At 74.8% G+C, this 24,081-nt stretch carries 24 protein-coding genes, 1 pseudogene and 1 riboswitch; of the genes and pseudogenes, 9 read left to right on the top strand and 16 right to left on the bottom strand.

The annotated features are described in order from the left end of the window. Window positions 1–220: 220 nt before the first annotated feature. Window positions 221–1,762, bottom strand: a complete 1,542-nt coding sequence (locus LPA42_RS04985) for a glycosyltransferase family 2 protein (protein ID WP_077935870.1) — start codon at window positions 1,760–1,762, stop codon at window positions 221–223. Window positions 1,763–2,211: 449 nt separating this feature from the next. Between LPA42_RS04985 and LPA42_RS04980 the strand changes: the two genes are divergently transcribed. Continuing rightward, the gene (locus tag LPA42_RS04980; RefSeq protein ID WP_077935860.1) at window positions 2,212–2,667 is read left to right on the top strand and encodes an ATP-binding protein; all 456 of its coding nucleotides are present in this window, start codon (window positions 2,212–2,214) and stop codon (window positions 2,665–2,667) included. Between the two features lie 148 nt (window positions 2,668–2,815). Next, entirely contained in the window at window positions 2,816–3,583 is a 768-nt protein-coding gene (locus LPA42_RS04975; RefSeq protein WP_077935859.1) for a GAF and ANTAR domain-containing protein, read from the top strand. A gap of 28 nt (window positions 3,584–3,611) precedes the next feature. Here the strand turns inward: LPA42_RS04975 and LPA42_RS04970 are convergent, their stop codons facing one another. Both LPA42_RS04970 and LPA42_RS04965 read right to left on the bottom strand, forming a co-directional pair. Next, window positions 3,612–3,914, bottom strand: coding sequence for an STAS domain-containing protein (locus LPA42_RS04970; protein ID WP_158229365.1), 303 nt, complete (start codon window positions 3,912–3,914; stop codon window positions 3,612–3,614). A gap of 248 nt (window positions 3,915–4,162) precedes the next feature. Further along, window positions 4,163–5,023 (bottom strand): DUF3152 domain-containing protein, encoded by an 861-nt coding sequence (locus LPA42_RS04965; RefSeq protein ID WP_308291145.1) that lies wholly within the window; start codon window positions 5,021–5,023, stop codon window positions 4,163–4,165. A 236-nt stretch (window positions 5,024–5,259) separates the two neighbouring features. On the opposite strand from LPA42_RS04965, the gene LPA42_RS04960 reads away from it, so the two are divergent. The 3 genes from LPA42_RS04960 (at window position 5,260) to LPA42_RS04950 (ending at window position 8,214) form a co-directional block, all read left to right on the top strand. Continuing rightward, window positions 5,260–6,549 (top strand): DUF2786 domain-containing protein, encoded by a 1,290-nt coding sequence (locus tag LPA42_RS04960; RefSeq protein WP_077935857.1) that lies wholly within the window; start codon window positions 5,260–5,262, stop codon window positions 6,547–6,549. 19 nt (window positions 6,550–6,568) lie between these two features. Beyond that, the gene (locus LPA42_RS04955) at window positions 6,569–6,928 is read left to right on the top strand and encodes a YciI family protein (protein WP_228986398.1); all 360 of its coding nucleotides are present in this window, start codon (window positions 6,569–6,571) and stop codon (window positions 6,926–6,928) included. A gap of 65 nt (window positions 6,929–6,993) precedes the next feature. Beyond that, complete coding sequence (locus tag LPA42_RS04950) at window positions 6,994–8,214, top strand: RNA polymerase sigma factor (protein WP_077935868.1); 1,221 nt, start codon at window positions 6,994–6,996, stop codon at window positions 8,212–8,214. A gap of 7 nt (window positions 8,215–8,221) precedes the next feature. Here LPA42_RS04950 and LPA42_RS04945 read toward each other — a convergent pair whose 3' ends face one another. The 9 genes from LPA42_RS04945 to LPA42_RS04905 form a co-directional block, all read right to left on the bottom strand. Beyond that, on the bottom strand, window positions 8,222–9,736 hold the full coding sequence (locus LPA42_RS04945; protein ID WP_077935855.1) for an alpha/beta fold hydrolase: 1,515 nt from the start codon (window positions 9,734–9,736) through the stop codon (window positions 8,222–8,224). Window positions 9,737–9,862: 126 nt separating this feature from the next. Further along, a complete protein-coding gene (locus LPA42_RS04940) occupies window positions 9,863–10,141 on the bottom strand; it encodes a hypothetical protein (protein ID WP_052503604.1) in 279 nt (92 codons plus the stop codon). Continuing rightward, window positions 10,138–10,476 (bottom strand): helix-turn-helix domain-containing protein, encoded by a 339-nt coding sequence (locus tag LPA42_RS04935; protein WP_077935854.1) that lies wholly within the window; start codon window positions 10,474–10,476, stop codon window positions 10,138–10,140. Before LPA42_RS04935 ends, LPA42_RS04940 begins: the two co-directional genes overlap by 4 nt. Window positions 10,477–10,525: 49 nt before the next feature. Continuing rightward, on the bottom strand, window positions 10,526–10,780 hold the full coding sequence (locus LPA42_RS04930) for a hypothetical protein (RefSeq protein WP_077935853.1): 255 nt from the start codon (window positions 10,778–10,780) through the stop codon (window positions 10,526–10,528). A 150-nt stretch (window positions 10,781–10,930) separates the two neighbouring features. Continuing rightward, window positions 10,931–11,449, bottom strand: coding sequence for a hypothetical protein (locus LPA42_RS04925; RefSeq protein WP_077935852.1), 519 nt, complete (start codon window positions 11,447–11,449; stop codon window positions 10,931–10,933). Window positions 11,450–11,617: 168 nt separating this feature from the next. Further along, window positions 11,618–11,791 carry a CsbD family protein gene (locus tag LPA42_RS04920; RefSeq protein ID WP_043961622.1) on the bottom strand — a complete coding sequence of 58 codons (174 nt, stop codon included), beginning with the start codon at window positions 11,789–11,791 and terminating at the stop codon, window positions 11,618–11,620. 74 nt (window positions 11,792–11,865) lie between these two features. After that, complete coding sequence (locus LPA42_RS04915) at window positions 11,866–14,139, bottom strand: cation-translocating P-type ATPase (protein ID WP_077935851.1); 2,274 nt, start codon at window positions 14,137–14,139, stop codon at window positions 11,866–11,868. Between the two features lie 12 nt (window positions 14,140–14,151). After that, the gene (locus LPA42_RS04910) at window positions 14,152–15,162 is read right to left on the bottom strand and encodes a hypothetical protein (RefSeq protein WP_077935850.1); all 1,011 of its coding nucleotides are present in this window, start codon (window positions 15,160–15,162) and stop codon (window positions 14,152–14,154) included. A gap of 31 nt (window positions 15,163–15,193) precedes the next feature. Further along, window positions 15,194–15,403 carry a heavy-metal-associated domain-containing protein gene (locus tag LPA42_RS04905; RefSeq protein WP_043961619.1) on the bottom strand — a complete coding sequence of 70 codons (210 nt, stop codon included), beginning with the start codon at window positions 15,401–15,403 and terminating at the stop codon, window positions 15,194–15,196. 148 nt (window positions 15,404–15,551) lie between these two features. On the opposite strand from LPA42_RS04905, the gene LPA42_RS04900 reads away from it, so the two are divergent. Next, window positions 15,552–15,854, top strand: coding sequence for a metal-sensitive transcriptional regulator (locus tag LPA42_RS04900; protein WP_091283084.1), 303 nt, complete (start codon window positions 15,552–15,554; stop codon window positions 15,852–15,854). A gap of 191 nt (window positions 15,855–16,045) precedes the next feature. Here the strand turns inward: LPA42_RS04900 and LPA42_RS04895 are convergent, their stop codons facing one another. The 3 genes from LPA42_RS04895 to LPA42_RS04885 form a co-directional block, all read right to left on the bottom strand. Further along, window positions 16,046–16,702: a DUF305 domain-containing protein gene (locus LPA42_RS04895; protein WP_077935867.1), complete on the bottom strand. Its 657-nt coding sequence runs from the start codon at window positions 16,700–16,702 to the stop codon at window positions 16,046–16,048. Window positions 16,703–16,786: 84 nt separating this feature from the next. Then, the gene (locus LPA42_RS04890; RefSeq protein WP_144082524.1) at window positions 16,787–17,422 is read right to left on the bottom strand and encodes a hypothetical protein; all 636 of its coding nucleotides are present in this window, start codon (window positions 17,420–17,422) and stop codon (window positions 16,787–16,789) included. Between the two features lie 104 nt (window positions 17,423–17,526). Then, a complete protein-coding gene (locus LPA42_RS04885; RefSeq protein WP_228986358.1) occupies window positions 17,527–19,575 on the bottom strand; it encodes a heavy metal translocating P-type ATPase in 2,049 nt (682 codons plus the stop codon). A 359-nt stretch (window positions 19,576–19,934) separates the two neighbouring features. On the opposite strand from LPA42_RS04885, the gene LPA42_RS04880 reads away from it, so the two are divergent. Together LPA42_RS04880 and LPA42_RS04875 are read left to right on the top strand one after the other, a co-directional pair. Beyond that, the gene (locus LPA42_RS04880) at window positions 19,935–21,374 is read left to right on the top strand and encodes a YibE/F family protein (RefSeq protein ID WP_077935844.1); all 1,440 of its coding nucleotides are present in this window, start codon (window positions 19,935–19,937) and stop codon (window positions 21,372–21,374) included. Between the two features lie 166 nt (window positions 21,375–21,540). Continuing rightward, window positions 21,541–21,671, top strand: a riboswitch (cyclic di-AMP (ydaO/yuaA leader). Between the two features lie 4 nt (window positions 21,672–21,675). Further along, complete coding sequence (locus tag LPA42_RS04875; RefSeq protein ID WP_043961613.1) at window positions 21,676–22,701, top strand: hypothetical protein; 1,026 nt, start codon at window positions 21,676–21,678, stop codon at window positions 22,699–22,701. Between the two features lie 118 nt (window positions 22,702–22,819). On the opposite strand, the gene LPA42_RS04870 is transcribed toward LPA42_RS04875, so the two are convergent. Further along, window positions 22,820–23,551, bottom strand: coding sequence for a carbonic anhydrase (locus LPA42_RS04870; protein WP_228986357.1), 732 nt, complete (start codon window positions 23,549–23,551; stop codon window positions 22,820–22,822). Window positions 23,552–23,723: 172 nt separating this feature from the next. On the opposite strand from LPA42_RS04870, the pseudogene LPA42_RS04865 reads away from it, so the two are divergent. Beyond that, window positions 23,724–24,032 (top strand): annotated as a pseudogene (locus LPA42_RS04865) (helix-turn-helix transcriptional regulator); the annotation flags it as partial. Window positions 24,033–24,081: the final 49 nt, after the last annotated feature.

Below are 24,081 nucleotides of genomic sequence, written 5' to 3'. Positions count from 1 at the left end.
GCCACCGGGACACCTCGGATCGTCGGCGCCGCCGCACCGCTCCGCCGTCCGGCTGTCCGGCTGTCCAACCGGCCGGCCGGCCGGTTGGACGCCGCGCGGCGCTGACAATGACTACGCGGGCAGCAGCGAAACGGTTCATCCGCCCGGGATGCCCGCCGGTCCACGAGAGAGGTGAGAGGGGAACCCTGCTATACCGAATGCGTTAACAGGGGGCCCTTCCTTACCGGCCCAGCAGGCGGTTGGCCACCCGGCGCAGGCGGTTGCGGACGCGCCGGTGCAGGGCGGGCTTCTTCTTCGCGGCGGGCACGACCCGCACCGGGGCGGCGCCGTCAGCGGCGCACCGGAAGGTCAGCGGGAGCCGCGCGTCCTCGGTCCACCCGTTCTCGGTGAGCCGGGCCTTGAGCAGCCAGGTGCCCTCGGTCCGGCCCGAGTTCAGGGTGGCGAAGTCCACCGTGGCGGTGGCGTGGTGCACGAGATGCACCCGCCCCTGCCCGGCGCCCTGGACCGGGGCGTCCTCGACCCGGAACTCGACCGGCAGGAAGCACTCCTCGCCACCCTCCTTGCGCCGGGCCACCACGTCGAGCCGGGCCATGGCCCGGCGGGCCGTGACGTCGAGGATCTCCGGGTCGAGGTCGACGGGCAGGACGATCTGGTAGCGCCCGTCGGAGGCGGTGAGGGCCACCGGCTGGTCGCCGGACGCGAGGTGCGCGGTGACGTCGACGGTGAGGACCGTCCCGTCCACCCGGTGGTCGTCGACCCGGGCCTGGACGCGGACGCCCGCCTCCCACTCGGCCAACTCGCGCAGCCCGGCGACGTCGTCGGCCGCGGTGAGGGCCGTGATCGCCCGTTGCAACGGCGGGAGCCCGGCGGCCACACCCGGCGCGAAGCGCTCACGGACGATCTTGCCGCACTCCAGCGCCACCTGCTCCACCCAGTCGGCCGGCTCCCGGAGGAACCGCTTGCCGCGCAGCCGGCTGACCATCTCGTTACGCAGCCAGCGCCGGTGCAGCTTGTCGCGCAGCGGCCCCGGCTCGGTGTGCGCGTCGACGACGTCCAGCACGTCGCGCAGGTTGGCGTAGTAGCCCGCCGGGTCCAGCCCCTGCGCCGTCACGTTGCCGGCGTCCTCGCGGCGGATGTGGTGGTAGCAGACGTAGTTCGACAGCACGGAGGTGCGCTTGGACAGCAGGAAGGCCCGGACCACGAAGAGGTGGTCCTCCAGCCGGCGCTTCTCCTCCACGAAGCGGATCTCGTGCTCTTCGAGAAAGGACCGGCGGAACAGTTTGTGTGCCGTCAGGCTGTCGATCAGCGGGGCATTGTCCAGCGTGGCGTCCGGGCGGTCCCGGCGGAACAGCTCGCGCGGCACCGAGCGCCCGTGGCCGGCCATCTTGCCGATCACGATGTCCGCGTCGTTCTCCACGGCGTACGCGTAGAGGCGTTCCAGGGCCTCGTCGCCGAACCAGTCGTCGTCGTCGGAGAAGAAGACGTACTCACCGCGGGCGTTGGCGACGCCGACGTTGCGCGGCCGGGACGGCCAACCGGAGTTGTCGATGTGCACCACCCGGATGTGCGGGTGCGCGGCGGCCAGCTCGTCCAGCCGGGCCCCGGTCGAGTCGGTGGAGCCGTCGTCGACGAAGACCGCCTCGAACTCCCCCGGCTGCAGCGACTGGCGCAACAGAGAGGCGATCAGCCTCTCGATGTGCGGGCCGGAATTGTAGGCCGGCACCACCACGCTGACTTTGGGAACATTCGTACTGGCCGTCATCGTCTTCTTCCCCGTCAGGTCCGTGAACCGGTATGCGAACAACCGACGAACATCATGGACCGGAACGGGCACCGTGTGGTGCCCCACGTGTGTCCATGCCGTTACGCCGGCCGGCCCGTCCCGCTCCACCTGGACTGCCTCGCCCCGGTCCGGAACACGGAACACGGTAGCGGTCCGGGCCACGGCGGGTGAGCACCCCCCTGCCGCCCGCCGGTCGCCGCGGCCCGCGCCGGAATGGGCGATTGTCACCATGTGACGCGATTGGCACGTTCGGCGGGGACGTCCCGCTGGGCCGGGCCGGCCAGCCGGCCGAGCTGGCCGGCGAGGTGCTCGGGGTGACCGGCGGCAAGCCGCTGGCCTGACCGCGACCCACGGCCGGGCCCGCTCACCCCGGCGGGCCCGGCCTGGTGGGTCGTGTGAACGGCGGGCGCCCAGGGTAATGCCCGGTCATGGGATCGCTGCGGACGTCGCCGCCACCGCCCCGCGCCGTCGAGATGCGGACCTGGGCCCTGTCCACCGGGGCGGAGCTGCGCGGCCTGCGCGCCTCCCTGCACGAGGCGTTGACCGGGCATGCGCTCGCCGAGGGCGAGGAGCTCGACGACATCCCCGAACGGATCGTGCTCGTCGCCACCGAGCTGGCCACCAACGCCCTGCTGCACGGGCTGCCGCCGACCACCGTCCGGCTGCTGCGCGACGACGACCTGTTCATCCTCGACGTCGCCGACCATGACCTGACCAGCGTGCCCGAGCTGGCCGACACCCGACCGCTGGGGGCCGGCGGTCGTGGCCTCCAGCTCGCCCGCGCCTTCTCGCTGGACGTCGGCTGGTACGCCACCGAGGGCACGAAGCACATCTGGGCGTCCTTCCCCCGGCGGGAGGCCGACGAGGCGGGCGGCACCCGCTGACGACGGGAGGCGGCACCCGCTGACGAGGGCGGGACGTTCGCAGGCAGTGGGCCGCCGAGGTCGGCGGGGATTGGCCGGACGGCCACCCGGGTATCGGTCCACGGCCGTCGGCGAGAGGGGAAGGGGCCGGCGGCGGAAGGGGGCCGTCATGGACGTCGAGAGCCGCCCGGACCCGGTCCGGTCACGCCGGATCAGGGCCACGTCGAGCCGCCGGCCGCGCACCGCCGGGCCGGACGACGACCTCGCCGGCCGCCTCGCCGAGATCGCCCGCGCGCTCCAGGACGAACCCGGCCTCGACGCCACCCTCCACGGGATCGTCCGGTGCGCCGTCGGCACCGTGCCGGGCGCCTGGCACGCCGCGATCACCGAGGTAGAGGGCCGGCACCGGGTGGTGACCAGCGCGGCGACGGGCAATCTGGTCCGCCGGGTCGACCAGGCGCAGTACGACACGGGTCAGGGCCCGTGCCTGACGGCGCTCTTCGAGCACCACACCGTGCGGATGCCCGACGTCGCCGCGGAGACCCGCTGGCCGGACTTCGTCCGCCGGATCGACGGGCTGGGCGTACGCAGCATGCTGTCGTTCCAGCTCTACCTGGCCCGGGACAACCTCGGCGCGCTGAACCTCTACGCGCGTGAGCCGGGGGCGTTCACCGACGCGTCGGAGCGGATCGGGGTGCTCTTCGCCGCGCACGCGGCCGTGGCGATGGGGGACGCCCGGAGGCTGGCGCAGCTCTCCCAGGCGCTGGACGTGCGGGACCTGATCGGTCAGGCGAAGGGGATCCTGATGGAGCGGCACCGGCTGACCGGGGAGCAGGCGTTTGAGCTGCTCGTCCGGGCCAGCCAGCGGCTCAACGTGAAACTGCTCGACGTCGCCCGCGACCTGATCGAGACCGGCGAGCTGGTCGACCGGCCGTGACAGGGAGCGCCGACCCGGGCGGCCGGCGTCATCGAATCGGCGTCGCGTCGTCAGCGGCCTCGGCCGGGATGGTCCCCAGGCCGAGCAGCTCCAGCACGCCGGTGATCTCCAGGACCCGGCGGACCGTGGGCTGCACGTCGGCGACGGTGAGGCGGCAGCCCCGGTCGGCGGCCCGGCCCTGGGCGCGCAGCAGCACCAGGATGCCGGAGGAGTCGAGGAACCGGACGCCGCCGAAGTCGAGCTCCAGGGCGGTCGGCGGTGCGCCGTCGAGCAGGTCGGCGAGGACCGAGGCCAGCTCACCCGAGGTGGCGATGTCGATCTCCCCGGTCACGACGAGTCGCCCCCGACCCTCGGCGACCGTGAACGGGCCGATCGACAGGCCACCGGGGGGTGGCAACGAAACGGACAGCGGCGTGGCGGGGCCCAACGGGAACTCCCCTGATCGGCACCGGCAGCGATCCCTCGTAGCAGAAGGCGGGTGCCGGTCGTCCCCAGGGTAGCCGTCATCTGCGTCGATCGCACTCACCCAGCGTGCCGGCAGCGCACCACCCCGTCCGAACGGGCCGCCGGGGCCGGACCTCAGAAGCCGTCCGGCACCGGGTCGTCGTACTGACCGGGCGGGCCGGTGAACACGGCACCGTCCACCTCGGGCCAGGCGTTCGGGAGGCAGCCGTGCAGGCCCAGGGTCTGCTGCTGCATGACCGGGGCGGGTCCCCCTTCGCGCGGGCACAGCTCGTGTCCCCGGCCGAGCCGGTGGCCCACCTCGTGGTTGAGCAGATACCTACGGTAGGTGGCGAGGTCGCCGGTGAACTGCGGCACACCGCCCGCCCAGCGGGCCACGTTGATCACCACCCGGTCGCCGTTGCGGCAGGACGTGTAGTGGTCGGTGACGTCCCCGCAGAGGACACCCCGGGTCACCGGGGTGGTGAGCGCGACGGTGAAGTCGGCCGGGTCGTCCGGGCCGACGCGTTGCAGCCGCCACCGGCCCGCCCCGGTCCAGCCCCGGGGGTCGGCGAGGATCGCGCCCACCTCCCGGCCGAACCGCTCCACGTCGACGCCGTCGATCCCCTCCTCCACCGTGACCCGGTACCGCAGCAGCTCACCGGAGCGCCCGGCGACGGCGCCCCGGAGGGTGGCGGCGCGGAAGTCGCCCGTACCCCGGGGTGGGAAGGTGATGTCGGCGGGCGCCTGCGCGGCCGGGGTCGCGGGCCGGGCCGGGGCCCGGGTGGTCGGCGAGGCGAGGGTGGGCGCGGCGACCCCCGCGGCCGCGACCGGCCTGGTCGCCTGGTCCGGCCCGCCCCGGCGGACGGCCCCGGCGCCGGCCGTGGCCAGGGCGACCACGGCCAGGGCGACGCACGCGACCACCGGCCCGTTCCGGGTGGCGGCGCGCCGCCGGCGGTGGCCACCCGGGCCGGACCTGGCATGGGTACGACTCGACAACTCGCGCTCCGTCCCGTCGATCCGCTGTCGGTGCACGGAGGGATTCCGCACCCGTGCACGGATGGATACGGACGGCGACCCGGAGCGGATGAGGCGTCCGGCGGTCATTTCGTCGGCCGTGGCGGCGCTCACGCCCGGCGGGTGCTGCTCCGGCGGTACGGTTTCCCGGCGGCACCTGGTCGACGGCTCCGCCCCGACCAGCGGACGTTCCGCCACCAGACCCTGAGGAGCAGCTCGTGCCGGACGCCGACGCGCTGGTCGCCGACGCCCTCGCGGCGGCGCGCGGCACCGACGTACGCGCCGCCGAGCGGCAGTTGGACCGCCTGGTGGTCGGCGCCGGCGTGCCCGACGGGCCGGCGGCGGTCGACGCCGCCCTGACCGCGCGCCTGGTGGGCGGCGTGGGCCGGCTCTGGCCCCGGGGCTGGCAGCCCGTCGACCTGGTCCGCATCGCGACCCGCCGGCTCGGCCCGGCGGCCGGGCGGCTCGTGGCCGACCTGGCCGCCGCCCAGCGCAGGGTCCAGCCCGATCCGGTGCCGACCTGGTGGGACGACCAGCTCGCCAGCCTCGACGCGGCCGTGTGGTGGGACGACGACCGGCGGCACCTGACGGCCTGGGCGGCCCGGGAGGGCACCGACCGGATCGCCGCCCTGCGCGACGCCGTCGACGTGCTGGCGCTGGTGGAGGGGCTCCCGCCGATCGCGGTGCTGCGCCCGCCGCCCGGCGTGGCCGCCCCGGCCACGGCCGTCGGGCGCGGCGGCAGCGGGTCACGGATGCTCGACCGGGTGCGGGCGCTGCTGGCCAAGGCCGAGTCGACGACCTTCCCGGCGGAGGCGGAGGCGCTGACCGGCAAGGCGCAGGAGCTGATGGCCCGGCACAGCATCGACGCGGCCCTGGTCGAGGCGACGGCCGAGCGGGGCGACGCGCCCGGCGGGGTGCGCCTGGGCACCGAGCCGCCGTACCCGGGGGCGAAGGCGCTGCTGGTGCAGGAGGTGGCGGCGGCGAACCGCTGCGAGTCGGTGTGGTCCGACGACCTGGGCTTCGCCACGGTGCTCGGCTTCCCGGCCGACCTGGCCGCCGTCGAGCTGCTCTACACGTCGCTGCTGGTGCAGGCCACCGCCGCGATGCTGCGGGGGCGCACCGAGCGCCGGGTGCGCGGCGGCAGCCGGCGCACGAAGGCGTACGACGAGTCGTTCCTCAACGCGTTCGCGCTGCGCATCGGCGAGCGGCTGCGGGCCGCCGCCGACGAGGCGGGCCGAGAGGCGGCCCGGGAGGCGGGCGGGGAGCGGCTGCTGCCGGTGCTCGCGTCCCGCGCGACCGCCGTGCGGGAGCGGCTGGACGACCTGTTCCCCGGGGTGACCAGCAAGCGGCTCACCGTCGCCGACGAGGAGGGCTGGGCGTCCGGCACCTCCGCCGCCGACCGGGCGGCGCTGCACCCGGGCGGATCCGCCCCGGCCCGGGTGTCGGGTTCGGCGCACCGGCTCCGACCCCCTGCCGGGACGCGCCGACGGGGCGCGGCCGACACGTGAGGAGTACGCCGTGAAGTACATGCTGCTGATCTGGAACCGCCCCGGCTTCGTCGACGGCATGTCGGAGCAGGACCGGGCCGCCCTCTTCGGCGAGGTCGACGAGATCATGCGGGAGCTGACGGCCTCCGGCGAGCTGGTCGGCGGGCAGGCGCTGGCCGACCCGTCGCAGACCCGCACGGCCCGGCTGGCCGGCGACCGGGTCGAGGTCACCGACGGGCCGTTCATGGAGAGCAAGGAGCAGTTCGCCGGCTATCTCACCGTGGACTGCGAGTCGATCGAGCGGGCCGCCGAGATCGCCGCCGGCTGGCCGGACGTGGTGCGGGGGTTCGGCGTGCTGGAGGTGCGGCCCATCATGGACGAGGCCGGGGCGGAGATGTGACCGGTGCCGGGCCGGCCGTCGCGGGTGCGGGCGGCTCCGGTCCGACCGGCCCCGGCGGTGCGGGCGTGGGTGACCTGCTGCGCGGGCTCGCGCCGCAGGTCCTCGGCCTGCTCGTGCGCCGGCACGGCCAGTTCGACGCCTGCGAGGACGCCGTGCAGGAGGCGCTGCTGGCCGCCGCGACCCGCTGGCCCGCCGACGGGGTGCCCGACAATCCCCGGGCGTGGCTGCTCACCGTGGCGACCCGCCGGCTCACCGACGCCTGGCGCAGCGAGCACGCCCGCCGGGACCGCGAGGTCGCGGTGGCCCTCCGGGAGCCGGCGTACGCGGCGGTGGCCCCGCCGCCCGACGAGCAGCCGCCGACCGGCGACGACACCCTCCTGCTGCTCCTGCTCTGCTGCCACCCGGCGCTGAACCGGTCGGCGCAGGTCGCGCTGACCCTGCGCGCGGTCGGCGGGCTGACCACCGCCCAGATCGCCCGCGCCCACCTGGTGCCCGAGGCGACGATGAGCCAGCGCATCCGCCGGGCCAAGCAGCGGATCGAGGCGGCCGGGGCCCGGTTCGTCCTGCCCTCGCCCGCCGAACGCGACGAGCGGATGCGCGCCGTGCTCCAGGTGCTCTACCTCGTGTTCAACGAGGGCTACACCGCGTCCAGCGGGCCGGACCTGCAGCGCGCCGAGCTGACCGCCGAGGCGGTCCGGCTGACCCGGGAGCTGCGCCGGCTGCTGCCCGACGACGGCGAGGTCGCCGGGCTGCTGGCGCTGATGCTGCTCACCGACGCGCACCGGGACGCACGCACCGGCCCCGACGGCGAACTGGTGCCGCTGGCCGAGCAGGACCGCAGCCGGTGGAACCGGGCCGCGATCGCCGAGGGCACCGCCCTGGTGACCGAGGCGCTGACCTGGTCGCCGCCCGGGCCGTACCAGCTCCAGGCGGCGATCGCGGCGGTGCACGCCGAGGCCCCGAGCGCCGCCGACACGGACTGGCGGCAGATCGTGGCGCTCTACCGGCTGCTGGGCCGGCTCGCCCCGAACCCGATGGTCACCCTCAACGAGGCGGCGGCAGTGGCCATGGTGGACGGTCCGCGCGCCGGCCTGGCCCTGCTCGCCCCGCTCGACGGCGACGAGCGCGTCGCCGGGCACCACCGGCTCGCCGCCGTGCGGGGCCACCTGCTGGAGCTGGCCGGGGACCCGGCCGCCGCCCGGGACGCGTACCGAGCGGCGGCCCGATCCACCACCAGCCTCCCCGAGCGCCGCTACCTGGAATCCCGCGCCGCCCGGCTGGCCTGACGGGGTTCTACTTGGTCGCGGCCGGTTCCACCGCCGGGCAGTGGGTGTCGGGGGCGGGGGGAGTCAGCTCGATCAGGTAGCGGTCGATCGTGGCGCCCATGCAGGGGCTGGTGGTGTAGCTGCCGTGCCCCCACCCCTCGTACGCGAGCAGGACGCCGTGGAGCTGGCGGGCGACGGCGGCGGCCCGGCCGAACTCGCTCACCGGGTCGTGCCGGGTGGCCGCCACCAGCACCGGCACGTCGGTGCGTCCCCGGAGCCGGTGCTGCGGGTTGCCGACGGGTGCGCCGAGGCACAGGGCGAGCGCCTGCACCACCAGCGGATACCGGACGTCGGGCGCGATCGCGGCGAGCCGGCGCAGTAGCCGGGCGTACTCGGTGTAGTTGTCGACGGGCAGGCTCCAGTCCTGGCAGAAGACGGCGAGCGGGTTCGCTGCGGTCGCCGGTGTCCCTGGGCCGGCGGTGGCGGCGGCAGCGGCAGCGGCGGACGCCGGGGTTGCCGACCAGGTCGCGATGCGGCCGGCGAGTACCGCCCAGTCGGGGCCGTAGAGGTCGCGCTGGGCGCGGGCGGTCAGCGCGAACGGGGTCAACGTCGGATCGGGCAGCTCGCCCCGCTCGGCCCGGTCGAGCAGCTCCGCCCAGCGGGCCCGGACGTCCTGGCCGTGCAGGACGCAGTCGGCGGAGCGGTCGCACCACGCCACGAACTCGTCGAACGAGTCCTGCGCGGCGGCTGCCTGGCTGGCCAGGAACGGCCGCATCGGCAGGCTGTGGTCGATCACGCTCTCCAGCACCATGGCCCGCACCCGGTGCGGATACTCGTCGGCGTACTGCGCGCCGAGCAGCGTGCCGTAGGAGCTGCCGTGGAAGGTCAGCCGCTCCTCACCGAGGGCGGCCCGGACGGCGTCGAGGTCGCGTATCGCGCTGCGGGTGTCGACGTGGTCGAAGATGGGGCCGGTGCGGGCCCGGCAGTCCGCGCGCAGCTCCGCGTTGTCGCGTACGGTGGCGTCGAACTGCGCCTGGTCGGTGATCACCTGCGGGACCCGGGCGAGCAGGTCCGCCGCGCAGACCACCGGGTTGCTGCGGCCAACGCCGCGCGGGTCGAAGCTGACGATGTCGAAGCGGCGGCGCTGCTCGGCGCTGAACCGCACGCTCTCCACCACCTTCTGCACGCCGGAGTCCCCCGGACCGCCGGGGCCGAAGAACAGCACGCCGACGCGGGCGGCGGGGTCGGTCGCCGGCCGGCGGGCCAGGGCGAGATCGAACCGCTGCCCGGCCGGGTCGGCCCAGTCCACCGGCAGCGACAGGGTGCCGCACTCGACGGACCCGTCCTCGGGGCAGGGCACCCACCGGATCGGCCCGAACGCCGTCGGCCCTACCGTCGGCTTTGCTGCCGGATCGGCGCGGGCCGCGCCGGGCGGGCCGGCGAGGAAGGTGCCGGCGACGACCGCCGCCAGCGCCGCGCCGACGGCCCGGCGGAGGCCGGTGCGCGGCGGCGGGTCGGTGGCGGATTTGCGGGTACGCAGCATGAGATGCTGTCCTCTCGTCGAAGGAGCGTTGCGCTGAGAACTCGCCCACGGGCGAGGTGATGCTGCTTCCACCTGGGTCGTCGAGTTGCCGCTCGGCGGCCCAGGGCCATCGTTGGTTGCCGGCGCTCAGTCGACGTCCCGCAGGACGCGTTCCAGCGCGGCCGTCCGGGTCGCCAGTTCGCCGAGCCGGGCGTCGATCGTGGCCAGGAGCCGCTCGTTGGTCTCCTGGGCCCGCGCCGACGCCTCGGCGAGCCGGCGGTAGTCGTCCTCGCGCCCGCCGGACAGCCTGGCCCGGCGGTTCTTGGACAGCTGCACGACCAGCACCGTGAAGACGGTGACGAGCAGGGTGAAGATGCCGGCCGCCCCGATCACCTCGGTCCAGTCGTGGCCGCTCATCCCGGTCATTCCCCCTCCTGTCCGGCCGTGTCCGGCGGGGTCAGCGTCTCGACCGCCCGCCGGATGGTCTCGGGGGTGAGGGTGAACACGAACGGATTCACCTCGTAGTACTTCATTGCCCTCCCGTCCTCGGAAAGCTCCAGGCGCGCGGAGACCAGCCCGGCCGCCGCCAGCTTGCGCAGGTGGACCTGGAGCAGGGCCCGGCTGATGCCCAGCTCGCGTGCCAGCCGGCTGACGTAGGCGCGTTCCCTGGCCAGCGCGGCGACCACCCGGAGGCGGTGCGGGTTGGCCAGGGTCGCCAGCACCCGCAGGAGGTCGTCCCCGGTGGGCGGCTCGTCGCTCATAACCAACCCTTGCACATGCAAAGGAAAGTTAGCAGGGCTGGTTGCGCGGTCACAAGTGGACGGTCCCCGACTTCGGGCAGGGGTGATCCCCGGGTTGTCCCCGAGACCGCCGGCGGATCAGAAGAGGCGGCCCCGGTACGGGTGCAGCCGGCCCCACGTCGACCATTGCCAGTGCGTCCAGACAGACCAGCAGGTGCTTGGAGACGTCGGTGATCAACCAGGCGCCGAGCACCCGCAGGCGCTGGTCGTCGACCTCGAACGTCGGCAGCCGGTACTGGTCGGTCGAGAACCTGATGCCGTTCACAGCGGAGCCCTTCCAGGTCAGACGACGGGCCAGCCATGGGTGAACCCGCCCGCGCCTTGTTCCTGGTCCGCTACGACCCGTGGGGCGCGGTGGTGACGTCCTTGCCGCTGCCCTCCGCCCTGGCGATCAAGAGAAAGAGATCCACCTGGGTCAGGCGTGGCAGTCCCGGGCCAGCTTCGGCGGGATGTCGACGAACGTCTCCCCCAGCCACTTCGCCGGGCTGGCCGCCTTCGCGCCCCCGTCGAGCTGCTTCGCGACGTCCGTGATCAGCTTCTCGATCTCCGGGTCCTCGGCGCGCGCCGCCTGCCTGCGTACGTCGCCGGCCAGCCCCGCGATGGTCCGCTTGAGCCGGTCGTTGAGCTCGTCGGGGGTGGTCTCCTTGTCCCGGGTGACGGCGGCCGAGTCGGCGGCGAGCTTCTTGCTGCCGGCGAGGATCAGCCGGTCGACCTCCCCGCACACCTCTGCGGTGTTGGCGGCGGTCACGGCGGGCGTGGACGCCGACGGCGTCGAGGTTGCGGCGAACGGCTCGACCGAGTCGGTCGGCGCGGTGGAGGCGGTGGGCGCGGCGGTGGCGGGCGCGGCTGCCGGGTCGTCGGTGGTGTCGTCGGACTGGCAGCCGGCGGCGAGTGCGAGCACGGCCACCAGGGCGGCGGCGCGGAGCGCGGTCACGGCAGGACGAGACATGTTCTCCCCGTTCGGTGGTGGACCGTCCCAGCATGCCGGCCGCCGTCGACCCCGGCACGTCGGCCCGCCGAGGTCACAGACGCAAGCGGGCACGAACGCGCGCGCCGGGCCGGCAACAGGGGCCGACCCGGCGCGCGCGACGGGACGTACGACTCAGCTCTTGAATGCGTCCTTGATCTTCTCGCCGGCCTGCTTGAGGCTGGCCTTGGCCTGGTCGTTGCGGCCCTCCGCCTCCAGGCGCTCGTCGTCGGTGGCCCGGCCGGCGCCTTCCTTCAGCTTGCCGGCGGCGTCCTCGGACGCGTTGGCGATCTTGTCATCGAAACCCATCATGAACCTCCAACGTCCTGGTCACTGCGGTGGTGCGACACCCATTCAGTACCCCGACGCGGCCCGCCAAACCCTCAACCGACGCGGGCCGGCCGGAAGCGGCGCAGGCGGAGGCTGTTGGCGACGACGAAGACCGAGGAGAAGGCCATCGCCGCGCCCGCGATCATCGGGTTGAGCAGGCCCGCGGCGGCCAGCGGGAGGGCGGCCACGTTGTAGGCGAACGCCCAGAACAGGTTGCCCTTGATGATCGCCAACGTGCGGCGGGACAGCCGGATCGCGTCCACGGCAGCCGTCAGGTCGCCCCGGACGAGGGTCAGGTCGCTGGCCTCGATCGCCACGTCGGTGCCGGTGCCCATGGCCAGGCCCAGGTCGGCCTGGGCGAGGGCGGCGGCGTCGTTGATCCCGTCGCCGATCATCGCCACGGTGCGGCCGTCGGCCTGGAGCTGCTTCACCACGTCGACCTTGTCGGCGGGCAGCACCTCGGCGGTCACCTCGTCGATGCCGACCTCGGCGGCCACCGCCCGCGCCACCGTGGCGTTGTCGCCGGTGAGCAGGATCGGCGTGAGGCCGAGGGCGCGCAGCCCGGCGACGGCCGCCGCGCTTGTCGGTTTCACCACGTCGGCCACCGCGAGCATCCCCCGGGCCCGGCCGTCCCAGCCGGCCAGCACCGCCGTCCGGCCGGCGGCCTCCGCGTCGGTCACCGCCCGCTCGATCTCATCCGGTACGTCGAGTCCGCGCTCCCGCAGCAGCCGGGGCCGCCCGACGGTCAGCTCGCGGCCGTCGACCGTGCCGGTGACGCCCAGACCCTCCACGTTGGCGAAGCCGGTGACCGGGGCGAGCGGCCCCGCGTCGGCGGCACCGGCGGCCACGGCGCGGGCGATGGGGTGCTCGCTCGCGGCCTCCAGCGCCCCGGCGAGCCGGAGCACCTCGGCGGCGTCCTCGCCGTCGGCGGGCAGCGCGTCGACCAGGGTCATCCGGCCGGTGGTGACGGTGCCGGTCTTGTCGAGTACCACCGTGTCGACCTGCCGGGTGGATTCCAGCATCTCCGGGCCCTTGATCAGGATGCCGAGCTGCGCGCCGCGCCCGGTGCCGACCAGCAGGGCGGTCGGGGTGGCCAGGCCGAGGGCGCACGGGCAGGCGATGATCAGCACCGCCACGGCGGCGGTGAACGCGGCCGTCGGACCCGCCCCCGCGCCGAGCCACCAGCCGAGGGTGCCGGCGGCGAGCGCGATCACGATCGGCACGAACACCCCGGAGATCCGGTCGGCCAGCCGCTGCACGGCCGCCTTGCCGGTCTGGGCCTGCTCGACGAGCCGCGCCATCTGGGCGAGCTGGGTGTCGCCGCCGACCCGGGTGGCGGTGACCACCAGCCGGCCCCCGGCGTTCACGGTCGCGCCGACGACGGTGTCGCCGGGGCCGACCTCGACCGGCACCGACTCGCCGGTGAGCATGCTGGCGTCGACGGCCGAGGTGCCCTCGTCGACCACCCCGTCGGTGGCGATCTTCTCGCCGGGGCGGACCACGAACCGGTCCCCCACGGCGAGCCGGTCCACCGGGACCCGGGTCTCCACGCCGTCGCGCAGCACGGCGACGTCCCGCGCGCCCAGCGTAAGCAGGGCGCGCAGCGCGGCACCGGCGGTCCGCTTGGAGCGCGCCTCGAAGTAGCGGCCGGCAAGGATGAACACGGTCACCCCGGCCGCCGCCTCCAGGTAGATGTTGCCGGCCCCGTCGGTGCGGGTGATGTCGAGCCGGAACGGGTGGGTCATCCCCGGCATGCCGGCGTCGCCGAGGAACAGCGCCCACAGCGACCAGCCGAACGCGGCCAGGGTGCCCAGCGACACGAGGGTGTCCATGGTGGCCGCGCCGTGCCGCAGGTTGATCAGGGCGGCCCGGTGGAACGGCAGGCCGCCGTAGACCACGACCGGGGCGGCCAGGGTCAGCGACAGCCACTGCCAGTAGTCGAACTGCCAGGCCGGGACCATGGCGAGCACGACCACCGGCACGGCCAGGGCCACGGACACCCGGAGCCGGGTACGCAGCCCGCGCAGCTCGTCCACCGGCTCGGCGGCGGCCGTGGCCGACTCGGGCGATGGCGAGGGCGACGGTGGGGGCGGCAGGGCGGCCGTGTAGCCGGTCTTGGTGACGGTGGCGATCAGGTCGTCGGGGGTGACGTCGTCGGCGTACGAGACGGTGGCCTTCTCGGTGGCGTAGTTGACCGTGGCGGTCACGCCGTCCATCCGGTTGAGCTTCTTCTCGATCCTCGCGGCGCAGGACGCGCAGGTCATGCCGCCGATCGCCAGCTCGATGCGGTTCGGTGCGACCGGTAGCGGTCGCGTGGGCGAGCTCATCGCTGCCTCCCGTCAGTCGTGCCCGTGCCCGGGGGCGCCGTGGTCGGCGTCGGCGGTCGGGATGCTGGTGGCGGCCGGTGTGCCGGTCGTCGTAGGTGTGCCGGTCGTCGTAGGTGTGCCCGACGCGCCGGGGCCGGCTCCGGCGGGGGTGCCGGCGACGACGGTGAACTCGGCGATGCGCACCGTGTCGCCGTGCCGGAAGCCGAGGTAGAGCCGGTAGGTCCCGGCCGAGGGGAACTCGGCGGAGAACGTGACCGCCGGCCCGGCCGGGGTCGCCCCGTCACCGGGCGCGCCCTCCGGGTGCACGTGCAGGTACGCCAGGTCGCCCTGCCGCAGGGCCACCAGGTGCCCGTACGCGCCGAGGTACGGCTGCAGGTCGGTGACCGGCGTGCCGTCCCGGCTGACGGTCAGGGTGAGCCGGCTGGCCCGGCCGGGCTGGGCCGCGCCGGCCAGGGTGACGGTGTAGCCGTCGACGGTCGTGGCGGTGGCGGGCGGCGGCAGCGGCCGGGCGTCGAGCGCGCCGGGGACGGTGACGTCGACGCCGAGGGTCAGCGCCGGCCCGCCGGCCGGGGTGAAGTCGGCGAACGCCCGCCAGACGCCGGGGCCGGCGAGCGGGGACGCCACCCGCCAGGTGCCGTCCGGCCCCGCCTCGGGGTGGACGTGCCGGAAGCCGGAGAGGTCCCGCCGGGCGACGATCAGGTGCATCCGCTTGTCGTGCGCGACCTCGTAGCGGGTGACCGGCTGCCCGTCGGGGCCGGTGATCCGGAAGGCGAACTCGCCGGCCGGTGCGGCCAGCGGGGCGAGGGTGTAGCCCCGGTCGGAGACGAGCAGCCCGCCCGGCAGGTGGGCGGCCGGCGCGTCCCCGGCGTCGGCGTGGGTGGTGCCGTGGGCGGGGTCGTCGGCGTCGTGGCGGACGTCGGCGGCCGGGGTGACGGGGCCGACCACCTGGCCGACCCCGTACGCCGCGCCGAACACCGCCGCCAGGCCGAGGGCGAAGCCGCTCAGCTTCGTCGCCGTGTTCATCGTGTGCCTCAGTTTCTCCGCGGGGGCGGCGTCACGCGTCGACGAGGGTGTATCCGGCCTCGTCGACGGCGGCGCGCACGGTTTCGGTGTCCAGCGGGTTGTCGCTGGTGACGGTGACCCGGCCGCCCTCCAGGTCCACCTTGACGTTGGTGACGCCGTCGATCGCGCCGACCTCGGTGACGACCGAGCCGGCGCAGTGCCCGCAGCTCATCCCCCGCACCTCGTACGTCGTGCTGACCATCGCTCTCTCCTTCCGCTGCACCTCACGTTACCCCCGGGGGGTAAACGCGAGGCGGACCACCGTCTCAGGAACGCCAGGAATACCGGGTGGGGGTATCCGACGCAGGGAACCGTACCATACCCCTGAGGGGTATGTTAATCTCGGTCGCATGACCGGCCCCACGCCCGCCCCGACCCGGGGGTACACCGCCAGCAAGGACCAGTTGCTCGCGCGGCTCCGCCGCGTGGAGGGTCAGGTCCGCGGCATCGAGAAGATGGTCGACGAGGACCGCTACTGCATCGACGTGCTCACCCAGATCTCCGCGATCCAGGCGGCCCTGGACAAGGTCGCCCTCGGCCTGCTCGACGGGCACGCCCGGCACTGCCTGCACGAGGGCGCGGTCGAGGGCCGGGCCGACGAGATGGCCACCGAGATGATGGCCGCCGTCGGCCGCCTCATGAAGCGCGGCTGACGCCCGCCCGGCCCCACCGACGCCGCTGGGCCCTCTGACCCCGCCCGGCCCTCTGACCCCACCCGCGCAGCGCCGCTCGCGACTCGCCCCGCGCGCCGACAGGCGCTTGATCGACTTCATGTCGGCGACATGGGGGCATCCCGAGCTGCGGATACCCCCACCTCGCCGGCATGACGCGTGGGGCCCGGCCGTCAGAGCCGGCCGAGGATCTTCCTCATCTGGTCGATCTCGCCCTGCTGGCTCGTGGCGATCTGCTGGGCCAGCGCCTTGGCCTCGGGGTTCGCCCCCTCGGCCAACTCCTCCCTCGCCATGGTGATCGCGCCCTCGTGGTGGGCGATCATCAGGGTCAGGAACTGCCGGTCGAAGCCGACGCCGCGCGCGCCGGCCAGCTTCGTCATGTCCGCCTCGGACATCATCCCCGGCATCTCGTGGTCCATCTCCGGCATGCCGTGCCCGTGCCCCGGGGCAGGCGACGGGACCGGCCGGCCCCACCCCGTCAGCCAGCCGGTCATGGTGGCGATCTCCGGCGCCTGGGCGGCCTTGATCGCGGCCGCGAGCCGCTTGACCTCCGGGTCCGCGGCGCGGGTCTCGGCCAACTCGGCCATCTCCACGGCCTGCCGGTGGTGCGGGATCATCATCTGGGCGAACATCACGTCGGCGTCGCCGAACGCGGCCGGCCCGCGCGTCGGAGTCCCGGCGGCGCTGGCGCCGGCAGCGGCGGTGCCGGCGGCCGGCTGGTCGTGGCTGGGCGAACCGTGGTCGGCGGAGCCGCAGGCGGCCAGGCCCAGGACGGCGGTCAGGGCCACGCCGGCAAGGGCGGCGCGGCGCGCGGTCGTACGAGTGGTCATGGTGAATCCTTCGGTCTCGGTCACGTACGAGGGCAGGACGGAGACACGGGTCACCGGCAGAGCCGGGCACCGCGCCGGGGCGTCCTACGTACGCGACACCGAGACCTCGGCCAGCCGAAGGCCGAGCGGGCGGGATGGCGGGGCGCGCGGCCCGGCGGACACGCCACCGGCCTGCCAGCCGGGCGGGCCGGGTGCCCGGGCACGGGTCAGCAGGAGCACGGCGACGAGCAGGGCCACCCCGAGCGCGCCGAGCACCGCCAGGCAGGCGCTCCACCCGGACGGCCCGTCGGCGCGGCCACCGTCCGGCAGCAGCCGGGCGGGCGCACACCCACCGGCCGGACAGCCGGCGCGGGCACCCAGGGTGACGGCGGCGACCATGCCGCCGACGGGGACGGCCATTCCACCGGCGAACGCCCAGAGCGCATCCGCGCCGCCGGCAAGCGCCACAGGGACAGCCGCGCCGCCGGCAAGCCCGACGGGGACAGCGGGCGCCACGGGACCGCCCATGCCGCCGACGAGTGCCACGGGACCGCCCGTGCCGTCGGCGAACGCCGCTGGGGCCGGGTGGCCGTCGCGCGGTGCTGCCCCGTCGTGGCCGGCGTGGGTGCCGCCGGAGTGTGCGCCGTGGCCGAGGGTGTGCATGGCGGCGAGGCCGATCAGGGTGCAGAGCAGCAGCGCGAGGCGACCCCACCGCCCGCCCGTCACCGCCGTCGTCCCCACACCACCACGCTAGAGCCTCGCCCGGGGTCGACTCACCTCGCCTCGCGGATGCGGGCGCGGAATGTGACCCGGCACTGCGAGCCGGGTTGCGGCCCCGGCCGGGATCAGCCGGGGGTGAGGCGGACCCGGCGGAGCAGTTGGGCGTTCAGCGCCACCACGATCGTGGACGCCGACATCAGGATCGCCCCGACCGCCGGACTCAGCGCCACCCCGGCCCAGGCCAGCACCCCGGCGGCCAGCGGCAGGGCCACCACGTTGTAGCCGGCCGCCCAGGCCAGGTTCTGCACCATCTTGCGGTAGGACGCCCGGGAGAGCCGGGCCACCGCCGCCACCCCGCGTGGGTCGGACGAGGCGAGCACCACCCCGGCGGACTCGATCGCCACGTCCGTGCCGGCCCCGATGGCGATGCCTACGTCGGCGCGGGCCAGCGCCGGGGCGTCGTTGACCCCGTCGCCGACCATCGCCACCGTCAGCCCACGTCGTTGCAACTCGGTGACCTTCCCGTCCTTGTCCGCCGGCAGCACCTCCGCGAAGACCTCGTCCACACCGGCACGGAAGCCGAGATCGGCGGCGACCGCGTCCGCCACCGCCCGGGCGTCCCCGGTGATCATCGCGATGGTGCGGATGCCCTGGGCACGCAGCTCGGCGATCGCCTCGCGGGCCTCGGGGCGTACTTCGTCGGCGAGGGCGAGCGCGCCGAGCACCGTGCCGGGGAGGCGGACCAGGTGCAGCACGGCGGCCCCTCGCCCCGCCCAGTCGGCGGCGGCCTGCTCCAGCTCGGTGGGGAGGCCCACGCCCAGCTCGCGCAGCAGGGCAGGCCCGCCCACGGCGTACTCCGTGCCGTCGATCGTGGCCCGCACCCCACGGCCCGGCAGGGCGCGGAAGCCGGTGGCCGGTGCGGGGCCGCCGCGCTGTTCGGCGGCGGCGACGATCGCGCGGGCCAGTGGGTGCTCGCTGTCCGCCTCGACGCCGGCGGCCAGCCGCAGCAGTTCGTCCTCGCCGGTGCCCGCGACGGCCGCGACGCCGGTCACGGCGTGCTCGCCCCGGGTGAGGGTGCCGGTCTTGTCGAACAGCACCGCGTCGACGGTGCGCATCCGCTCCAGCGCGAGACGGTTCTTCACCAGGATGCCGGAGCGCGCCGCCACCGCCGTGGACAGCGCGATGACCAGCGGGATCGCGAGCCCCAGCGCGTGCGGGCAGGCGATGACCAGCACCGTGACGGTCCGCACGACGGCCTCGTCGGTGTCGCCGAGGAGGGACCAGACCACGACCGTCACCACGGCGGTCGCGGTGGCGACGTAGAACAGCCAGGCCGCGAAGCGGTCCGCGAGCACCTGGGCCCGGCCGCTGGAGCGCTGGGCCTCGGCGACCATGCGCTGGATGCCGGCGAGGGTGGTTTCCTCGCCGGTGGCCTGCACCTCGACCCGGAGCGCGGAGTCCGTGGCCACCGTGCCCGCCACCACCCGGTCGCCGACCGACCGGGCGACCGGGCGGGACTCGCCCGTGATCATGGACTCGTCCAGCTCGGCGGCCCCGTCGACGACCCGGCCGTCGGCCGGCACCCGACCGCCGGGCCGGACCAGCAGCACGTCGCCGACGTGCAGCGCGGCCACGGGGACCCGCTCGGTGCCGCCGTCGGGCCCGACCCGCTCCGCGTCGTCGGGCAGCAGCGCGGCCAGCGCCGCGAGGGCGCCCCGGGCCTGCCCGATCGCCTTCATCTCCTGCCAGTGCCCGAGCAGCATGATGGTGACCAGCGCCGCCAGCTCCCACCAGAAGTCCAGGTCGAACGCGCCGGCGCTGGTGGCCAGCGACGCGGCGTACGCCACGCTGATCGCCATCGCGATGAGCAGCATCATCCCGGGTGCCCGGTCGCGCAGCTCCCGGACCGCGCCGACCAGGAACGGCCACCCGCCCCACCAGAAGACCGCAGAGCCGAGCACCGGGCCGACCAGGGCCCGGCCGGGGAACTCCAGCGAGTAGCCGAACCAGTCCATCACCATGTGGCTGGTGACGACGATCGGCAGGGTCAGCGCGAGGCAGACCCAGAACCGGCGGCGGAACATCTCCGGGTCGTGCCCGGCGTGCTTGTCGTGCTCGGCGTGCTTGTCGTGCTCGGCGTGCTTGTCGTGCCCGGCGTGCTCGTCGTGGGCCATGTCTCCAACATGCCCTGCCGCCCGCTGAATCGACAGCATGTCGGCCAGATGGCGGTATCAGGGCGGCCGGAACACCGCCATGTCGCCGACATGGTGTCGGCCGACCTGCGTTCGCAGGTGAGGGTGGCTACGATTCCGGGCGATGGGACGTGGGATCCCGCTCCGGGCGGCCCGCAGGGCGGAGACCGGGCCGCCGGTGGGGCGGGGCGGGGCTTCGGGCGGCCCGCGGGACGGGCAGGTCCTCCGGCGGCCGGCCCGGTGTGGTCGTCCGGGCAGCCGGCCCGGATCGATCGCCCGCGACGCTGAACCGTCCGGGCCGCCGAGCCGTACCCCGCGCTGACACCGTTTGGAGATCGTCGATGGGCGCCGACCACAACCGACCCGCCCCGCCCACCCCACCGAGGGTGCGGCGGGTCCTCGTCGCGACCGTGGTGCCCCTCTTCGTGCTCACCGTGATCGCGGCGGTCGTCCTGTGGCCCCGCGGCGGCGGCCCCGAGGTCGACGGCGGCTCGCCGGTGCCCCGCTATCACGGCACGGTGACCCGGGTGGTCACCGAGGAGTGCCCGCCGCAGCCGGAGACGCCGGAGGGCGGCGGGCCGGGCGTCGCGGACGGCCCGTGCGGCACGGTGACCGTCCGGGTGGAGCAGGGGCCCGACGCCGGGCAGCAGGTCGAGACGCCGATCCCGACCGGCCCCGGCGCGCCCACCGTCGCCGTCGACGACCGGATCGTGCTGGTGAAGCTGACCGACCCGGCCGACCCGGCGGCGAGCGCCTACAACATCGCCGAGCACCAGCGCGGCGCCCCGCTGATCTGGCTGGCGGTGGTGTTCGCGCTGGCGATCGTCGCGTTCGGCCGCTGGCGGGGGGTGGCCGCCCTGGCCGGGCTCGCCGCCACCTTCGCCATCCTGCTGACCTTCGTGCTGCCCGGCATCGGCGCGGGCGGGTCGCCGCTGCCGATCGCCGTCGTCGGCTCCGCGTTGATCATGTTCGTGGTGTTGTACCTCACCCACGGGGTCACCGCGCAGACGTCGGTGGCCGTCCTCGGCACCCTGGGCAGCCTGGTGCTCACCGGCCTGCTGGGCACCCTGGCCACGGCGGCCACCCACCTCACCGGGTACGGCAGCGAGGACGCCACCACCCTGTCGATGTTCCGGGGCGACGTGGACCTGCACGGCCTGCTGCTGGCCGGCATCATCATCGGTTCGCTCGGGGTGCTCGACGACGTCACCGTGACCCAGGCGGCCACGGTCACCGAGCTGGCGCACGCCAACCCGGGGTTGTCCCGGTTGCAGCTCTACCGGGCGGCCACCCGCGTCGGCCGGGCGCACATCGCCTCCACGGTCAACACGATCGTGCTGGCGTACGCGGGCGCGTCGCTGCCGCTGCTGCTCCTGCTCACCGCCGACTCCCGCCCCGTGACCGAGATCCTGACCAGCGAGTTCCTCGCCCAGGAGATCGTCCGCAGCGCGGTCGCCACGCTGGGCCTGATCGCCGCCGTGCCGCTCACCACCGGGCTGGCCGCCGTGGTCACCGCAGCGGGGCGCACGGCGGCGGGACACACCGCCACGGGGCACACCGCTGAGGGGCACACCGCCGCGTCCCGGCCCGGCCCGGCGGACGGCGGGGACGTGCCGGCGGCGCGTACCCCCGGGGGCGGGCGGCGGACCGCGGACCGCAATCTCGCGCTGGAGGCGCTCGGCGGCGGCCGGGCGGTCGAGGGGTTCCCCGACGACCACGCCCCCACCCACCCCCCGGCCGGACGGCCGCACCGAGAAGGAGGCACGGACACCGCATGGTGACACTTCACAGCGTGACCGGTGGCGGCATCCGCCCTGAGAAGCGCATCACTGATTACCGATGGCGATTACGAAATGACGCTTTTAGTCGGCATCCGGACGTAGCTCCCCGCATGGGCTCTCGGGTAACCTCGCTGCCGGTCACCGCCGAAGGCGCGAAGCGGCGCCTGCGGTGCCGCCGCCCAATCGCCGCGAGGCGAGCCGGGGAACCAGGTGCCCGGGGTGAATCCGCGCGAGCGGTAGGGGCCGCTTCCGCCCCGAACCCGTCAGCTAACCCGGTCGGCGGTCGATGGAAGGGAACATTGTGACGGCACCCCTGCACCGCTGGTTGACACCCGTGGTGGCCGTGCTCGCTGCCCTGGCGGTCGTCGCCGGGCCGGCCGCCCCGGCGCTCGCCCTGCCCGCCGCCGCCCCCCAACCCTCGGGGCACGAGGAGGACGACGAGCCCCAGCTCATCACCGACGTCATCGAGGCGACGAACCGGGACTACGCCCAGGCGAAGTCGAAGCTCGAGAAGTCCAAGAAGCGCCAGGCCCAGCTCGCCGACGAGGTGCGCAAGGCCCAGGAGGAGCTGGACGCGCTCGCGCCGCAGGTCGGCGAGATGGCCGCGCAGTCGTACCGGACCGGCCGGGTCGGCGCGATGGCGATGTTGCTGGAGAGCAACACACCGGACTCGTTCGTCAAGCGCGCCTCGGCCCTCGACGAGCTGAACATGGTCAACGCCAACAAGCTGGCCGAGGTCAGCGCGGCGAAGAACCGCGCCGAGCAGGCCAAGCTCGCGCTCGACGCCGAGGTGCGCGAGCAGCAGAAGCAGGCGTCGGTCATGGCGAAGAAGAAGTTCGACGCCGAGAAGGCACTCGCCCTGGTCGGCGGCAAGGGCTTCACCGGCGGCCTGGTCAACGCCACCTCCCCGGTCGCGAGGATCGGGCCGGGCCGGACGTCGGACGGCGACTGGCGGCCCGAGTCGTGCAGCGAGAACGACCCCACCACCTCCGGCTGCATCACGCCCCGCACCCTGCACGCCTACAAGGAGACCAAGCGGGCCGGCTTCAACCGGTTCGTGGGCTGCTACCGGCCGGGCGGGCCGTGGGAACACCCCAAGGGCCGGGCCTGCGACTGGTCGCTCCAGAACAGCGGGTTCTCCCCCTGGCACAACAACGACACCCGGATGTACGGCAACAACCTCGCCGCGTTCCTGATCCGCAACGCCGACCGGCTCGGCATCTACTACGTCATCTGGAACCGGCAGATCTGGTTCCCGGCGACCGGCTGGAAGTCCTACAGCGGGCCGTCCAACCACACGGACCACGTGCACATGTCGCTGCTCTGACGCGGCGCGCCGCGCACGACGAGAGGGGCCGTCCCGCTGTGGGGGCGGCCCCTCTCGTCGTGTCTCGGGCGGCGGTGCGCGTCAGGGCCGGGGGTGAGCGCCGGGCGGCGGGGGTGCGTCAGGCGGCGGCGCGGGCCGGGGTGGCGTCCGCGGCCATGGCGGCCGGCACGGCGGCCACCGTCCGCACCCCGCCGGCACTGAGCCGGTACGACATCCCGACGACCGCGCAGCGGCCCGCGTCGACCTCGGCGGCCAGCACGGGCGACCGGTCGAGCATCGCCTCGACCGTGCACGCGATGTGGATGTCGACGATCTCGTCGATGCCCTCGACGCCCCGCTCGGCGGCCCGGTGCAGGCTGGGCACCACGGCGTCCACCACGGCCCGCAGGTTGCCGGCGGGCTCGCTGCCGGTGCCGGCCGCCGCCTTGGCCGCCTGCACCGCCCCGCAGGAGTCGTGGCCGAGCACCACCACCAGGGGGGTGCCCAGCACGGTCACGGCGTACTCGACGCTGCCCAGCACCTCGGGGCCGACGGTGTGCCCGGCGGTGCGGACCACGAAGAGGTCCCCCAGGCCACGGTCGAAGATGATCTCGGCGGCCAGGCGGGAGTCGGAGCAGCCGACGATCACCGCGAACGGGTGCTGCCCGTCGGCGACGGCCGCCCGGTGGTCGGCGTCCTGGTTGGGGTGGCGCGGCGTTCCGCTGACGAAGCGGTGGTTGCCGGCGTGCAGTTCGGCGAGGGCCCGGGCCGGGGTGCAGGCAGCGCCCGGCTCGCCCGGTCGCCCGACGGACGAGAGGGGGTCTAGCTGCCCGGAGCCCGGCTGAGCCATCGACATGCTGGAATGCTCCATGCCCCATCACCTCGTCATTCACGCGCACGACCAGTTCCCCCACGGTCACACGCAGCGAAAGGCACGTCAAGCGTTACGTGATACACATTTCCTGCTTTGGGAAGGGCTTGCGCGGGCCCGCGCTCCGGCCCGCGTCGGCCCAGGGGCGTGGGCGTCGTCGCCGAGCCCTAACATGTCCGACATGGCGACGACAGCAGGTGGGAACGGGAGCACCCGGAACTGGACGTTCCTCACCAACCACGGCCATGTCCTGCTCGCCATCGCCCGCAACCCGACCGCCCGGCTGCGCGACGTCGCGGACGAGGTGGGCGTGACCGAGCGCGCGGCGCAGGCGATCGTGGCCGACCTGGAGGCCGGCGGCTACCTGCGGCGGACCCGGGTCGGCCGGCGCAACGAATACACGGTCAACCCCAGCGGCCACTTCCGCCACCCGGCCGAGGCGGACCGCCAGGTCGGCGACCTCCTCGCCCTCTTCACCACCGACCAGCCCGAGCGGGACGCCCCGGACCAGACCGGACGGAGCGCCCTGG

Origin of the sequence: Micromonospora sp. DH13 (genome assembly GCF_020873825.1) — a bacterium.
Classification (GTDB): domain Bacteria; phylum Actinomycetota; class Actinomycetes; order Mycobacteriales; family Micromonosporaceae; genus Micromonospora; species Micromonospora haikouensis.
The sequence above is the reverse complement of the archived record's forward strand: the minus strand, read 5'-3'. Positions and strand labels throughout refer to the sequence as shown.